The 14,477-nt window shown below is 66.0% G+C and carries 13 protein-coding genes; 5 read left to right on the forward strand and 8 right to left on the reverse strand.

Annotated features, from left to right (window positions below):
• Positions 1–4: 4 nt before the first annotated feature.
• Positions 5–3,475: a hypothetical protein gene (locus tag GYH26_RS08535; protein ID WP_161541290.1), complete on the reverse strand. Its 3,471-nt coding sequence runs from the start codon at positions 3,473–3,475 to the stop codon at positions 5–7.
• A 226-nt stretch (positions 3,476–3,701) separates the two neighbouring features.
• Between GYH26_RS08535 and GYH26_RS08540 the strand changes: the two genes are divergently transcribed.
• Entirely contained in the window at positions 3,702–3,911 is a 210-nt protein-coding gene (locus tag GYH26_RS08540; protein WP_012844036.1) for a hypothetical protein, read from the forward strand.
• Here GYH26_RS08540 and GYH26_RS08545 read toward each other — a convergent pair.
• Genes GYH26_RS08545 through mutS form a run of 4 tightly spaced genes read right to left on the reverse strand, consistent with a single transcriptional unit; the run spans position 3,884 to position 9,303 of the window.
• Entirely contained in the window at positions 3,884–4,756 is an 873-nt protein-coding gene (locus GYH26_RS08545) for a hypothetical protein (protein WP_161541291.1), read from the reverse strand. The genes GYH26_RS08540 and GYH26_RS08545 overlap by 28 nt on opposite strands.
• Positions 4,704–6,005, reverse strand: coding sequence for a phosphoribosylamine--glycine ligase (gene purD / locus GYH26_RS08550; protein ID WP_014066858.1), 1,302 nt, complete (start codon positions 6,003–6,005; stop codon positions 4,704–4,706). The genes GYH26_RS08545 and purD overlap by 53 nt, the downstream gene beginning before the upstream one ends.
• A 42-nt stretch (positions 6,006–6,047) precedes the next feature.
• Positions 6,048–6,617 (reverse strand): gamma carbonic anhydrase family protein, encoded by a 570-nt coding sequence (locus GYH26_RS08555; protein ID WP_012844039.1) that lies wholly within the window; start codon positions 6,615–6,617, stop codon positions 6,048–6,050.
• Positions 6,607–9,303 carry a DNA mismatch repair protein MutS gene (gene mutS / locus GYH26_RS08560; protein ID WP_161541292.1) on the reverse strand — a complete coding sequence of 899 codons (2,697 nt, stop codon included), beginning with the start codon at positions 9,301–9,303 and terminating at the stop codon, positions 6,607–6,609. Before mutS ends, GYH26_RS08555 begins: the two co-directional genes overlap by 11 nt.
• 188 nt (positions 9,304–9,491) lie before the next feature.
• Here mutS and paaA point away from each other — a divergent pair, with 188 nt between their 5' ends.
• From paaA to paaD, 4 genes are read left to right on the forward strand one after another with little or no spacing between them, the layout of a single operon-like run.
• Positions 9,492–10,457 (forward strand): 1,2-phenylacetyl-CoA epoxidase subunit PaaA, encoded by a 966-nt coding sequence (gene paaA / locus GYH26_RS08565; protein WP_014066856.1) that lies wholly within the window; start codon positions 9,492–9,494, stop codon positions 10,455–10,457.
• Complete coding sequence (paaB, locus tag GYH26_RS08570) at positions 10,450–10,743, forward strand: 1,2-phenylacetyl-CoA epoxidase subunit PaaB (protein ID WP_161541293.1); 294 nt, start codon at positions 10,450–10,452, stop codon at positions 10,741–10,743. Before paaA ends, paaB begins: the two co-directional genes overlap by 8 nt.
• 9 nt (positions 10,744–10,752) lie before the next feature.
• Complete coding sequence (gene paaC, locus GYH26_RS08575; RefSeq protein WP_161541294.1) at positions 10,753–11,535, forward strand: 1,2-phenylacetyl-CoA epoxidase subunit PaaC; 783 nt, start codon at positions 10,753–10,755, stop codon at positions 11,533–11,535.
• A 22-nt stretch (positions 11,536–11,557) separates the two neighbouring features.
• Positions 11,558–12,058 (forward strand): 1,2-phenylacetyl-CoA epoxidase subunit PaaD, encoded by a 501-nt coding sequence (paaD, locus tag GYH26_RS08580; protein ID WP_161541295.1) that lies wholly within the window; start codon positions 11,558–11,560, stop codon positions 12,056–12,058.
• 28 nt (positions 12,059–12,086) lie between these two features.
• Here the strand turns inward: paaD and GYH26_RS08585 are convergent, their stop codons facing one another.
• The 3 genes from GYH26_RS08585 to GYH26_RS08595 all read right to left on the reverse strand — a co-directional run bounded on the left by GYH26_RS08585 (position 12,087) and on the right by GYH26_RS08595 (position 14,466).
• Positions 12,087–12,476 carry a type II toxin-antitoxin system death-on-curing family toxin gene (locus GYH26_RS08585; RefSeq protein WP_014066852.1) on the reverse strand — a complete coding sequence of 130 codons (390 nt, stop codon included), beginning with the start codon at positions 12,474–12,476 and terminating at the stop codon, positions 12,087–12,089.
• Positions 12,477–12,481: 5 nt separating this feature from the next.
• Positions 12,482–12,685 carry a DNA-binding protein gene (locus GYH26_RS08590; RefSeq protein ID WP_014066851.1) on the reverse strand — a complete coding sequence of 68 codons (204 nt, stop codon included), beginning with the start codon at positions 12,683–12,685 and terminating at the stop codon, positions 12,482–12,484.
• A gap of 98 nt (positions 12,686–12,783) precedes the next feature.
• The gene (locus GYH26_RS08595) at positions 12,784–14,466 is read right to left on the reverse strand and encodes a hypothetical protein (protein ID WP_161541296.1); all 1,683 of its coding nucleotides are present in this window, start codon (positions 14,464–14,466) and stop codon (positions 12,784–12,786) included.
• Positions 14,467–14,477 lie beyond the last annotated feature (11 nt).

The following is a 14,477-nucleotide window of genomic DNA, read 5'->3' on the forward strand; positions in this document are numbered from 1 at the left end:
ACGTTCAGAACACGGCGCTCAGCTCCGCGCGCAGCGTGTGGCGAAAAGGCGCGGCCGTGCGCAGGCGGCCGTGGTAGCCCAGCGTCAGCTCCAGGTTGCCCGAGAGCGTCCGCTCCAGCTCGACGCCCCAGGTGGCGTTCCATCCGGGCGACAGTCCTTCGGTAAGCAGATAGGCGGCCAGGCCGCCGCCGGTCCCCTGCTGCCAGACGTGCGCCGGCTCGAAGCGCAGGCGCATCCGCTCGCGGCCCGGACGTGCCAGCTCGGCTTCGAGTGGCAGGCGAATCGTCCATAGCCGCAACGGCTGCGGCACGGTTCGGCCATGCGCCACCTCCACCGCCCCGCCCGCCCGTCCAGAACCGATCGCCCGCTCCAGGCCCAGGCGCGTCCGGTACCGGCGAAGCCGGTAGGTGCGGCCGCTCAACCCTTCGCTCGTCTGGTGGTCGCGCTGCACCTCGGCCTGCAGGTCCAGCACCCAGGGATCGGCCACCCGGTAACGGACGGCCAGATGCCCCTGCTGCATGCGTCGCGTCTCGCGTCCGGTGGCCCGTCGGGCCAGCGTGCGCACGCCGACCAGCGAGAGCGTCAGGCTGTGGTCCGGATGTCCCCGCCACAGGTAGAGGTCCTGCGTCACGCGCAGCTGACCGTCCAGCGTGGCGGTGGTGAGCAGGTGGGCCGGATCGAGCCCCAGCAGACGGCCGAGCGCAGGATCCTGCGTGCGGTCGCGCAGCGTGACGGTCGTGCGCAGCGAAAGCGGCCGGAGCGCCTCCCAGCGATGGCCCGGCGTCAGCTCCAGTTGCAGCCGCGCTTCGACAGAGGTCGCCGCCGTAAGCGAGTCGGAAGGTACCAGCACCCGCTCGTAGACGCCTTCGTCCGGCAACGTCTCGGGCACGAATTCGTCCACCTGCGGCAGGCCGTCGCCGTTGAAATCCTCCCAGACGTACTGCCCGAATTCGGGACCGGTGCGCACATACACCTCCTGCAGCACCGGGGCCCGCTCGCTCTGCACGCCGTAGCGCCAGTTCAGGCCCAGCAGTCGTCCCGGACTGCGGAAAAAGCCGTCCCAGTGCAGGGCCAGTGTCTGATCGAGGGGGTATCGGGCGGCAAAGCGTGGCGGCGTGCGGCGCCGCCGGTAGCCCAGTTCGGTCGTCGTGCCGAAATGCGGACCGGGCGTGTACTGCAGCCGCCCCTGGAGCGTCCAGATACGCCCGGAAGGCAGGCGCCGCCCCTGCCACACGTCGGCCTCCCGCCGCCAGGCCAGCGACACGTCGGCCTGCAGTGCCGAACGTTGCCAGACAAGACCCGGCCGCACTTCCAGATAGGCCGGCGAATCGGCGTGCAGGCTGTCGGCATGCAGCGCCTGCTGCCGGCGGTCTTCGTGCAGCGCCGCGACGTAGGGCGTCAGTCCCGCACCAAGCGGCACGGTCAGGCGACCTTCCTGACGGAGCCACCGGCCGCGCTCTCCAGTCGTTTCGTGGCGACTGCGAATCAGCTCGCCATCGTAGCGAAGCTGCGCGGAGGTTTCGCGGCCCAGCGTCAGGCCGAGCGCCTGCCGCTCGCCCTGGAATTGCCCGGGTCGCCGCAGGCGCCCCAGTTCCAGGTCGATTGCCCCGGACCGGCCAGCCCGCCACGTCAGGTCGGCTTCGTCGGCCGTCTCCGCCACGGGCTGCACGAAGGCGCCGCTGTTTTCGGCCAGATCGCGCACGTTCAGGTTCCAGCGACGAGCGAACTCGACGGGTTGCAGGCGGTCAAACGCCGCGAAGTGGGCATCGAGGTGCTGACGCCGGAGCGAGGCGGCAAGGCGTCCGACCGGCAGCGTGAGCGAATCGATCCGGAGGAACAGTCGATAGGCGCCGGCCAGGTCGTCGGCGGCGTCCAGCGGCGAAAGGCGGTTGGCGTCGTAGCGGGAGCGGGCCCATTCGCCGCCGAGCGTCCAGCCCGGTCGCGGGTGTATGCCAGCCCGCAGTCCGACCAGGTCGTGCCGCACCGGCGTGGGCAGCAGGCGTACGGGCTCGTAGTCGCCCTGTCCGGGGCCCCGATAGACATACACGATGCCGTTGACGGTCTGCCCGGCCCGCACGTAGCGCCCGCGTCCCGGTCCCACCCGGCTGAACGTGACGCGGTAGACCGGCGTGCCGGGCGGCGGCGCGCTCGTCAGCGCCACGTAGACCGTGTCGGTCGTGCCGTCGGGCAGCATCCGCACTTCGCGCGTGTAGAGCACGTACGGCGCTTCCGGGTCGAAGGGTACCTGTTCGGCGCCGGAGCGAACGGCCAGCCCGTCGCCGGCTTGCCGGAGCGCCAGCGAGTCGGCGCGTGTCAGGCCGAACGTCTCGCCGAAGCGCCGTCCGTCGGCTTCCCGGAGCGCGGCCACTTCCAGAAACGCCACCGGACGGCTACGCCCCAGCTCCAGATGCGCCTGCGAGGCGAGCAGCGAACGCGTACCGTTGCCCGTCGTGTACTCGAACTCCACGCTAATGCGACGCTCGGCCGTGATCAGATGGCGCGGCGTGAAGGTCAGCTCACCCGTCGCGTAATCGATCACGTAGTCGGTGCCGCGGTCGAGCAACCGACCGTCCAGGTAGACGCGTTCGCTGCCCGGCAGCACCAGCACGAACGGTTCGCCGGCCGCGCCCGTAAGCCGGTAGGGTCCCTGCACGCCCTCGACAGGCACGATCGTCTGTCGCCGGTAGATGCCCTTCGAGACGGCGCCCGAAGCCTGGATCGTCAGGCGCCGGACCGGCCCCGCGCCCGGCAGTTGCGCCGCCAGCAGCGCCCCCTGCAGCTTGCGTTGCACGCCGAAAAGCGTCTCTTCGCCCAGCTTCAGGTCGTAGTCGCCCAGTTGCACGTGGCCGCTTCGGGTCTGCAGGCGCACGTAGATCCGATCGAATTCCCGCAGGCGTTGCGTAGTCCCTTCGGGACTGAGCGGCACGTCGGCGTCGCTGAGCAGCGCCTCCAGCGTCACGCCTTCGGCCACCTCGCCGCTGAGTTCAAGCTGCAGCGCCGACGCGATGGATACGTCCTGGCGGTTGCCCGTCACAATGCCGCGCGTGATGCGCCCGCGCGGCTGCAGTCCGGAAGCGAACGGCGGATCGCTTGCCGAAGTGTTCCGGCGGGGTGGATCGGCCGGGATCGCGGCGGTGGGAGGCAGCGACCGGGCCCGGTACAGCTGGTAGACGGGCGGCACATCCAGCGGAAGCGTGCGATAGGCTACCACAAGGCGATCGCCCTGCAGGCTGTCGGCCAGCACGAGCACCCCCTGCGCGGCATCCAGTCGATAGGCGGTGCTGTCGAGCGGCTGATCGTCGAGCCAGACCTGCACCGTGCGCAGCAGCATGAAGGGCCGGAGCACGAAGACCCGCGTGGTGCCCACCTGCAGCGTATCCTGCCAGGCGACCGTCCCCGGAAAAGTTTGCCCGCGAGCCGGTGCGATCGTTCCCAGCAGCAACACCCAGCCGACCAGCCCTGGCCAACGGCGCACGGCGACTTCCGGTTCGTTCAGGAATGGTGGTTTACCCTTCTCGTAACCCTGCGCCCATGTACGCGGCGGTCGGTTCAGGCGGCTGCTTACGCGGAATATCGTAATTTACAAAGGGATCCTTCAAGCAACTCTGAAAGCCGTGCCGGTCGGCATGCATGTTGTCGGCACATCCTGTTGTCCTTCGGAAAGGCTACCTCCCTGAACCTTCAAAGCCGTATTTTCCGCGATGAGGATCGATGTTGGTGAACAGGCCCTGAAGGCGGCCGAGCAGCACATTCAGGAAAACCTCCGGTTTCTCCAGGCGCACGTTCGCAGCCTGAAGGATCGCATGCGGGCGCTGCGCAAGGCCAACCTACTGACGCCGCGTCGCAAGTACAAGATCGTGGCCGAGATCCTGAGCACCACGGCCTACCTGCGTCCGGGCGCCGACAACTGAGCGCGGTAGAGTCGTTGCCGCGACAGCAGCCACCCGCGCCGGCCCTCCCATACCAGTCCCACCACGTCGAACGAAAGCTGGCCCACGGTTTCCAGGCGTCCGTCGGGCAGATAGCGCACGAGCTTGCGATCGAGCACCATCCAGAGCGTATCGCCCTGTGCGGCCAGCGCGCGGGGTGTGCCGGGTAGCGTGGGCGTCCAGATCCGCTCGAAGGTGCCCCGCCGGTCGTAGGCAAGCACCACGCGTCGCGCCGCATCGGCGACCAGCAGCCGATCGCCGGGGCCGACCGCCAGCGCCACCGGAGCCTGCAGCGGTTCGTCGATGCCGGTGCCGCCGACCACCTGCCAGTTTCCGTCCGGTCCACGTCGCCAGAGCCGTCCCCCTGCCACATCCAGCACGAAAAGCCACCGGCCGAGCCAGCGCACGGCAATCGGGCTGACGCCGTCCGGAAGGGCGGCAATTTCCAGGGACATGCCCTGCCGGGTGAGCCGTTGCAGGCGTCGGTTTCCGGCCTCGGCCACCCAGAACGACAGACCGGCCCGGGCATCGACGGCTACCGGCGTGTCGAAGCGTCCCGGCGCGCCGCCCGGACCGCCCAGTTCCTCTTCGACGTGCCCCTCGGGCGTCAGCCGGACCACCACATGCCGGGCCGCGTCGGCCACGTAGAGACGTCCGGTGGGATCGACGTCCAGCGCCCGGCCTTCGACGAAGGCCGCCCGCGGCTCCAGGTGCAGCGTGTCGGGCGTCTGCGCGGCGGCCAGCGAAGCCCCGAGCAGCCAGCAGATCCACCGGCTACACCGAGCCGGCCGTCGCCAGTCGCGCCAGCCCTTTCTGCCCGATGTCACGACGGAAGTATTTCCCCTCGAACTGAATGACCTCGACGCCCTCGTAGGCGCGGCGAATGGCCGCCGCCAGCGATTCGGCCACGGCTGTCACGCCCAGCACGCGACCGCCGGCCGTCACCAGCCGTCCGTCGTCCGCACGCCGCGTGCCGGCCTGGAAGACGATCACGTCCGGCAGGGCCTCGGCCGCCTCCAGCCCTTCGATCGGCAGCCCCTTCCGGTAGCTGCCCGGGTAGCCCTCGGAGGCCAGCACCACACAGGCGGCCGCACGACGGGCGGGCGGCACCGAAAAGCCAGCCACCTGACCGGACGCCACGCGATCGAATACCTCCACCCAGTCCACCTCAGCCACCGGCAGCACCACCTGCGCCTCCGGATCGCCCAGGCGACAGTTGAACTCGACCACCTTCGGCCCTTCGTCGGTGATCATCAGGCCGCAGTAGAGCACGCCCTGGTAGGGATGCCCTTCATCGGCCATGCCGGCCAGCACGGGCTCGACGATCTCGCGGGCCACTCGCTCCAGCACGGCCTCGGTCACCACCGGGGCCGGCGCGTAGGCGCCCATACCGCCCGTATTGGGGCCCGTGTCGCCCTCCCCGATGCGTTTGTGGTCCTGCGCCGGAGCCAGCAGCACGTAATCGCGGCCGTCGGTCAGCGCAAAGACGCTGGCCTCTTCGCCCTCCATGAACTCCTCAATTACGACCTCATGGCCGGCCTTACCCAGGCCTCCTTCTTCCATCATCCAGCGCAACGTTCGGCGGGCCTCCTCCCGCGTGGCGCACACGACGGCGCCCTTGCCGGCCGCCAGTCCGCTGGCCTTGACGACCAGCGGCTCCGGGTGCCGGTCGATGTAGGCCAGCGCCTCGTCCAGTTGCTCGGCTGCGAACGTCCGGTAGGCGGCCGTCGGGATGCCGTGGCGCTGCATGAAGGCTTTGGCGAACGCCTTGCTTCCTTCCAGGCGAGCGGCGGCCGCCGACGGTCCCACCACGCGCGCGCCTTCGGCACGGAGCGCGTCGGCCACCCCTTCGACCAGCGGCTGCTCCGGTCCGACCACGACCAGCTCGATGCCTTCGTCACGCACCAGCTTGCGCAGGTTCGCCGCGTCGTTGGCCGCAATCGGGACGTTTCGGCCCAGCGCAGCCGTGCCGGGGTTGCCCGGCGCAATGAACAGATCCGGACGCTGCGGGCTCTGCGCCAGCGCCCAGGTGATCGCATGCTCCCGTCCGCCACTTCCGAGCACTAAAATTCGCATGGCTTCTTTTTTCGCGGGTTGATGGTCTGGCAGGGCCCGGCGCTAACCCGAGTGGCCGTCGGGGGTTTCCGATGGATCGTAGAACGGGTTGCGCTCGGGCTGCACCTCGCCACGATAGATGGCGCTGTATTCCAGGTAGTTCTGCGCGTAGCGGGCGATGCCGGCCACCTCCTCGTCGGTGAGCGTGCGCACCACACGTCCCGGCACGCCCAGCACCAGCGAGCGCGGCGGCACCTTCATGCCGGGCGGCACGAGCGCCCGCGCTCCAATGATCGTATCGCGTCCGATGACGGCGCCGTCGAGCACCACGGCGCCGATTCCAATCAGTACATTTTCCTCCACGGTACAGCCGTGCAGCACGGCGCCGTGCCCCACCGTCACGCGCGGCCCGATCAGCGTAGGGGCCGTCCCGCGCGTTACGTGGATGATCGCGCCGTCCTGGATGTTCGAGGCCTCGCCGATCCGGATCCAGTTCACGTCGGCCCGGACGACGGCGCCGTACCAGATGCTGGCGTAGGGCTCCAGCGTCACGTCGCCAATGACCACGGCGTTCGGCGCGATGAAGTTGGTGGCGTCGAATCGGGGGTAGGCGCCCAGAAAATCACGAATCATGGCGTTCCACAAGCCGCTTGAGTTCGTCGAGCAGGAGCAGGGCCTCGATGGGCGTCATGCGGTTGGGATCGATCCGGCGCAGCCGCTCTTTGAGCTCCTCGGCAACCGGATCGGGCTCGGGTTGCGCAAAGAGCGAAAGCTGGAAGGCCGACGTGTCGGCGGGAATGCGTTCGGCCCGTCGTGCCCGCACGGGACGCACGGGCTCGCCGTCGCCGGCCGGTGCTTCGACCACAAGGTGCTGCGCCTCCAGATGGCGCAGGATCTCACGGGCGCGCGCAATGACCGGCTCGGGCAATCCGGCCATGCGGGCCACCTCGATGCCGTAGGAATGGTCGGCCCCGCCCGGCACCAGTTTGTGCAGAAAGATCACCCGGCCGTCGTGCTCCTCGACCTGCACGCGGAAGTTCTTCACGCGCGGGAAGCGTTCGGCCAGTTCGTTCAGTTCGTGGTAGTGCGTGGCGAACAGCGTGCGCGCGGCCACCGAGGGCGTCTCGTGCAGGTACTCGACAAGCGCCCAGGCGATCGACAGCCCGTCGAACGTCGAAGTACCCCGCCCCACCTCGTCGAGCAGGATCAGCGAGCGCGGCGTGGCATTGTTGAGAATGTTGGCCGTCTCGTTCATTTCGACGAGAAACGTACTCTCGCCGGCGGCCAGGTTGTCCGAAGCGCCCACACGCGTGAAGATGCGATCGACGATCCCGATGCGGGCGCGGCGGGCCGGCACGAACGAACCGATCTGCGCCAGCAGTACGATCAGGCCGGTCTGGCGCAGCACCACGCTCTTGCCGGCCATGTTCGGTCCCGTGATGATCAGGATCTGCTGCGCGTGCGTGTCGAGGTAGATGTCGTTCGGGATGAACGGCTCGCCGGGCGGTAGCGTACGCTCGACCACCGGATGGCGGCCTTCTTCGATGAGCAGCTCGGTGCCCTCGTGCAGTTCCGGTCGCGTGTAGCCGTAACGATCGGCCACTTCGGCCAGGCTGCAGAACACATCGAGCATGGCCAGCAGCGACGCGTTGAGCTGCAGCTCGGCCGTCGCCTCGGCCACCTCCAGACGCAACCGGTTGAACAACTCGGCCTCCAGGCTGGCGATCTTCTCCTCGGCCGAGAGAATTTTTTCCTCGTACTCTTTCAGCTCCGGCGTGATGTAGCGCTCGGCATTGACCAGCGTCTGCTTGCGGATGTAATGCGGCGGGATTTTGTTGCGGTGGGCGTTGGTGACTTCGATGTAATAGCCGAACACCTTGTTGAAGCCCACCTTGAGCGACGGGATGCCCGTGCGCTCGATCTCTTTCTGCTGCAGGCGAGCGATGAAGTCCTTACCGGAGCGGGCGATCTCGCGCAGTTCATCCAGCTCGGCGCTGAAGCCGTCGCGAATCACGCCGCCGTCGCTCAGCGAGGCTGGCGGATCGTCGACGAGCGCCTGGCGGATGCGCTCGACCACCTGCGTGCAGAGCGTGAGCTGTTCGGCCAGTCGGCGCAGCGTGTCGCAGGACACGTCGGCCAGTGCCTGCTTGATGGGCGGGATCTGTTCGAGCGTCAGTCGCAGGTGCATCAGATCGCGCGGCGTGGCGCGTCCGGTGCAGACGCGGGCGGCCAGTCGCTCCAGGTCGCCCACCTGGCGCAGTTCCTCGCGCAGGCGCTCACGGAGCCGGCGATCGCGCACAAGCGCCTCGACGGCCTCCAGGCGCTTTTCGATCTGGCGTACGTTCTTGAGCGGCCGCAGCAGCCAGCGCCGGAGCAGTCGGCCGCCCATCGGCGTGAGCGTCTCGTCGAGGATCTGCACGAGCGAGCCTTCCTGCGTGCCGTCCTGCAGCGAGGCGACCAGCTCCAGGTTGCGCTTCGTCTGCGGATCGAGCACCATGTATTCGTCGGTGACGTAGCGCGTCAACCGACGCACGTGGGGCAGCCGACCTTTCTGCGTCTCGCCCAGGTAGTGCAGTGCCGCCCCGGCCGCCCGGAGCCCCAGCCGCAGGTCATCGACGCCAAAGCCCTTGAGCGAATGCGTCTTGAAGTGCCGGAGCAGCACTTCGTAGGCGTAGTCGAAGTTGAAGACCCAGTCCTCCTGGGGTGTGACGACAAACGAAAGGCCCCGCACGCCCTGCAGCCGGTCACGCTGGCGTTTATCGACGAGCACCTCGGCCGGCTGAATCGTCTGCAGCAGATCTTCCAGGCGATGGGCCGGCGCCTCCGTGACCGAAAACTCGCCCGTCGAGGCGTCCAGAAAGGCAAAGCCGATGCGGTCGCGCTCGCCCCGTTCGGTGCCCCAGACCACGGCGGCCAGGTAGTTGGCCCGCTTGGGATCGAGCAGGTGTTCGTGGAACGAGACGCCCGGCGTGACGACCTCGACGACGTCGCGCTTGACGACCTTGCGGGCGAATTTGGGATCTTCGAGTTGCTCGCAGATGGCCACCCGGTAGCCGGCCCGCACCAGCTTCGGCAGGTAGTTGTCCAGTGCGTGGTGCGGAAAGCCCGCCAGCGGCACGTCGGCCGCCTGGCCGTTGGACCGCTTCGTCAGCGTGATGCCCAGCACCCGGCTGACGATGTGCGCGTCTTCATCGAAGGTCTCATAGAAGTCCCCCATCCGAAACAACAGGATGGCGTTCGGATAGCGGGACTTGATCTTGTAGTACTGCCGCATGAGCGGCGTCTGCCCCACCTGTTTCTCCGCTTCCCTGGAAGCCATAGGATCTTCAGCCGGTTCGGTTCGGCATCCTTTATTTTGCTAAAGGTACCAACACCAGACCTCCTCATGCAACGACGCCTTCCAGGAACACTGATACCAGCCGGTCGGTTGTTTTTGAGGATTGCTTGAAACGCAGGCAATCGTTTTTTTAGTTTGAATCGGAAGCGTTTCCAACCAGTGTTTTCACCATGAAAGACGAAGCTCTCCTGGAAGCCGAATTTCAGGCGCGTATCGACGCGGGCGAAAAGATCGAACCGAAAGACTGGATGCCGGAGCGCTATCGGCGCCAGCTCATCCGCATGATGTCGCAGCACGCCCATTCGGAAATCGTGGGCATGTTGCCCGAAGGCAACTGGATCACGCGGGCACCCACGCTGCGCCGCAAGATGGCCCTGCTGGCCAAAGTGCAGGACGAGGCCGGACACGGCCTCTACCTCTACAGCGCCACCGAAACGCTGGGGGTCGATCGCTACCAGCTCATTCGCGACCTGCTCGAAGGCCGCGCCAAGTACTCGAACATATTCAACTACCCCACGCTCACCTGGGCCGACGTGGGCGTCATCGGGTGGTTCGTCGACGGCGCGGCGATCGTCAACCAGACCATGCTGGCCAAGAGCTCCTACGGCCCCTACGCCCGCGCCATGATCCGCATCTGCAAGGAGGAAGCCTTCCACAAGCGGCAGGGCTACGAGATCTGCGTGACGCTGGCGCGGGGCACGCCCGAACAGCGCCGGATGCTCCAAGACGCCATCAACCGCTGGTGGTGGCCCACGCTGATGATGTTCGGTCCACCGGATGACCAGTCGCCCAACAGCGCCGAACTGCTGCGCTGGCAGGTCAAGCGCAAGACGAACGACGAGCTGCGCCAGCACTTCATCAACATCACCGTGCCGCAGGTGCTGGCGCTGGGCATGACGCTTCCCGATCCGGAGTTGCGCTACGACGAAAAGACGGGCAACTGGCTGATCGGGCCGATCGACTGGGACGAGTTCTGGCGGGTGATCCGCGGCCACGGTCCCTGCAACCGCGAACGCCTGCAGGCCCGCCGCAAAGCCCACGAAGAGGGCGCCTGGGTTCGCGAGGCCGTGCAGGCCTATGCCCGCAAACGTCAACAGCAAGCTGCCTCAACCGCTGCCGAAGTAAGCCATGGCTGAAATGGAAAACTGCATGCGGCTGTGGGAGGTGTTCGTGCAGCCGCGCACGGGAGCCCCCCATGAGCATGCGGGAAGCGTGCGGGCTACCCACGCCGAGATGGCCCTCCAGCACGCCCGCGACGTATATGCCCGCCGGGGTCCGGTCGTCAGCATCTGGGTGGTTCCCACCGACGCGATCTACGCTACCAGACCCGGAGATGAAGGACCGTTCTTCGATCCGGCCGATAACAAGCCCTATCGCCACCCGCTCTTTTACAAGGTACCCCACGGTGTAAAAAACATCTGATTCCTGTTTATGAATCTCGAAACGCTCGATGCGGCGCTGCGCCCGGCGCTGTTCGAATACCTGTTGTGCCTGGGCGACGATGCGCTGATTCTGGGCCATCGACTCTCGGAGTGGTGCGGCCACGGCCCGTACCTCGAAGAAGACATTGCGCTGGCCAACCTGGCGCTCGACTGTCTGGGTCATGCCGAGGCGCTGCTGACGCTGGCCGGCGAGGTCGAAGGCAAAGGCCGCACGGCCGACGATCTGGCCTTTCTCCGGGATGCGTACGACTTCCGCAACGTGCAGATGGTCGAGCTGCCCCGGGGCGACTTTGCCTTCACGATCACGCGCCAGTTTCTGTTTGCCGCCTATGCCTGTCTGCTCTACGAAGCGCTGCAGCAGAGCGCCTTCGAACCACTGGCCGGCATCGCGGCCAAAGCGCTCAAAGAAATGCGCTACCACCTGCGCCACAGCAGCGAATGGATGCGCTGCCTGGGCGACGGCACCGAGGAAAGCCATCGGCGCGCGCAGACGGCTCTTGACGAGCTGTGGATGTACACGGGCGAGCTGTTCGAGGTGGACAACACGCTCCGCACGCTCATCGAAGCCCGCGTTGCGCCTGATATGGCCGCCCTGCAACTGAAGTGGCGGGAGCAGGTCGAAGCCGTCCTCCGCGAAGCTACCCTGACCGTTCCGGAGGATCCGCCCTACATGGCGACAGGCGGGCGACGCGGCCATCATACGGAGCATCTGGGCCACCTGCTGGCCGAGATGCAGTTCCTGCAGCGGGCCTACCCGGGCGCTCAGTGGTAGTCATCCAACCAACCTGTCGACCATGACCCCTGCTGAAATCCTCGAAGCGCTGACCGAAGTCCGGGATCCGGAGATTCCGGTCCTGAACATCGTGGAGATGGGCATCGTGCGCGACGTGCGCCTTGAAGGCGAGACGGTGCACGTCGACATCACCCCGACCTACACCGGCTGCCCGGCCATGCGCACCATCGAAGCGGCCATCGTACAGACGCTTCGGGGTCGGGGATTTCAGCAGGTGGTCGTGCACAAGGTGTTTCGGGAGCCCTGGACCACAGACTGGATGACCGACGAGGCCCGCGAAAAGCTTCGGGCCTACGGTATCGCTCCGCCACCGCCTCGTGCGGACGAAGCGCCCGATCTGATCCCGCTCCCCTTCTCCGTAGCGCGTGGCCCCGCCGTCCCCTGCCCTTTCTGCGGCTCCGAGCAGACGCGCCAGACCAGCGCCTTCGGATCGACCGCCTGCAAAGCCCTCTTCTTCTGCGAAGCCTGCCGCCAGTCCTTCGAATACTTCAAGGCGATCTGATCGTTTTTGCCTTCAAAGCTGTAACGACTTAGCGAGAAATCGGTACGAGGTGCTCCTGAAGCCATGTAGCCAGCGCCTCTCGGCTCAACTCCCCGGAAGCCACTTTCATCACAACATCCTCTTGCTCATCAATATCAGCACGAATTTCAAAGCCATTGAGCACCAGAAATACTTCCATGGCCGCATGCCCGATACGCTTGTTTCCATCCAGAAAAGGATGATTCCGAATAAGCGCGTAACCAAGGGCCGCGGCTTTTCCAGCAAGCGATGGGTAAAGCTCTTGTCCCTCAAAAGTCAGGCGAGGTTGGGCCAGTGCCGACTCCAGGGCATTTAAATCGCGAATCCCCTCTTTCCCTCCCGACTGCGCCATGATCTGATGATACAGCTCAAGAACCTCAGGAAGCGTCAGATAGCGCATAAATTTCAGCGCTGGGCCAACCGCCGATACAATTCGGCGTTCTTCTCCAGTACACGTGCCATCGCCCTCTCGAAGGATTCGTCAGGAAGAGCCAGCCAGTCTTCGAGACTTTTCTGCAGCAAGGTCTCAGGCGTAAGCTGGTAGCGCCGGGCCTTTTCCTCCAACTGTGCAAACACTGCGTCCGAGAGCGTAATGGTGAGTCGAACCATTTATCCCTCTTTGATGCCTCTCACTTAAAGCAGGATTTTTCTTAGCAGTTGCCATGCGAAAAGTTTCTAACTGGCACCGAAAGCAAACCGAAAGCAATTTACTTAATCCGATACCCGCCTTCTTCGTTCGCGAAGATCCAGGCCACGACCTCACCGATCTCGATCGTGTCGTGCAGGTAAGTGGTGCGGGTAATCGAGGCGGTGCCCTGCGTGTGCAGGTACGGCTTGGCGGCCATCATGCGCTCGAAGCGTTCCTGCCAGCGACGCATGTTCACCGGCCGGAGGTCCACCCAGCCCTTGCGCGCCCATCGGTCGATGTCTTTCGGCGTGACCGGCACCTCGTCGTAAATGCTTTCGGGAATGTTGATGAACGGTCCCCGGATGAGTTGCTGGCCGTCCGGTGCCAGAATGGGCACGCCGATCGAGATGATCTGATTGCGAAGCGTCGCGTCCGTCTCCAGGTAGCGATAGAGCGTGTCGGCCACTTCTTCGGCGGGCGTCTGACAGACGGCCTTCAGCGTCTTAAAGTTGAGCCGGAGCAGGTGCGCTTCGTAGAGCAGCTTGGAGAGTTCGGGTGGTCCGAGCTGTCCGAGCGCCACGCTGTGGCCGTTGGATTCCCGTTCGAGCTGGCGCAACCGCCGGAGTGCCGTATGTCGCAACACGCCGGCCCGATAGCTCGGCACCATCACGTTGCTGTCGATGCCCGCGATGATGTCGTGCCCGGTGTTGCTCCCCTTGATCTCCAGCACCACCTGTTCGGCGATCTCCTCGGGCGTGAGGAATTCCATCTGCCCGATGTGCGTGATCGTTTCGAACTCACCGCGGGCGAAGAAGCCGTTCTCGCCGGTATCGACCCCGGCCATCACCAGCTCGCCCTGCTTGCGGTAACGGCACTCGTCTTCTCGCAGCACCAGGCGATCCTGCAGCGGCTCCCGGCGGCCCTCGTAGACGAACTGCGGACGCCCGCGCCGACGCACCGGCTGCAGCGCCACGCGCCGGTAGCCGATCATGGCGGCCGGCTTCACCTCCTTGACCAGCGGCCCGCCGGGCGTGCGCGCCATCAGGAATAGCAGGCCCGTATGCGCAAAGGCCATGGCCGTCTTCATCATGAGCGGCACGCTGGGCCGGTCCTCGCTGTGCGTGTAGGGGATGTTCAGCCCCATGCCACCGGTGCCCGTCGTGCCGATCTTCACGTAGACGCGCGTGCCCACCTCGCACATGGCCCGATGCAGAAGGCGGATGTGCCGGATGAGCTGAAGCGCCGCCTGCGAAATGAGCAGCGTCTCGACGTCGGTGGTCAACGTCTCACGAACCGACGGATCGTCGGGCGTCTGCTGTAGCTGCTGCAAAGCCTCATGCGTCTTGAGGCTCAACGGTTCGACTTCCTGGTAGCTGAGCGCGGTAGCCGTGTTGATGCAGTCCACGATCACGTCGGGCCGATGCGTGCGGATCATCCGCACGAGCACCGAGCGTTCGTAGGCGGCGTCGATGTCGCCGAACAGGTCCTCGTAGAGCACCTCGCGATAGGCCGGATTGCCGAGCAACTGCTCACGCGACAGCTCCCGGAATTCTTCCCGCACGAACACGTTGCCCCACTCGCCCACAAATTCCACTTCCGGAAACTCCTGCCGCACTTCCGAGAGCAGTTCCTCGACCTCCTCGCGAAAGAGACTGGCCACCACCACCTTGCGGGGATGAAGCTGACGGCTCACCTCGCGCACGATCTGGGAGCCGACCAGCCCGGCTCCGCCCAGCACAAGAAAACTTTCGTCACGCACCATGATGGTCATTC

The organism is Rhodothermus marinus (assembly GCF_009936275.1).
GTDB classification, from domain to species: Bacteria; Bacteroidota; Rhodothermia; order Rhodothermales; family Rhodothermaceae; genus Rhodothermus; species Rhodothermus marinus_A.